The 207-nt window shown below is 57.0% G+C and carries 1 pseudogene; it reads right to left on the bottom strand.

Annotated elements, in window-relative coordinates:
* Positions 1 to 207, bottom strand: a pseudogene (locus KJQ96_RS41310) (alanine dehydrogenase); the annotation flags it as partial.

A 207-nucleotide genomic window follows, 5' to 3' on the forward strand; every position in this document is an offset into this window, starting at 1 on the left:
GGCCGCAGCCTGCTCGATCGGTGAGAATGGTAGGTCAAGACTTTCAGCCACGGCCTTATAAGTCAGCCGGCCACGATAAACATTGAGACCCGCCCGAAGATGGGGATTTTCGAGTACGGCCGAAAATCCCTTGTTGGCGAGAGCCAAACCCAAAAGGCAGTGTGGCGTTGTTCAGTGCCTGGCTTGAGGTGAGCGAGACAGCTCCCG

Source organism: Bradyrhizobium sp. sGM-13 (genome assembly GCF_018398875.1).
Classification (GTDB): Bacteria; Pseudomonadota; Alphaproteobacteria; order Rhizobiales; family Xanthobacteraceae; genus Bradyrhizobium.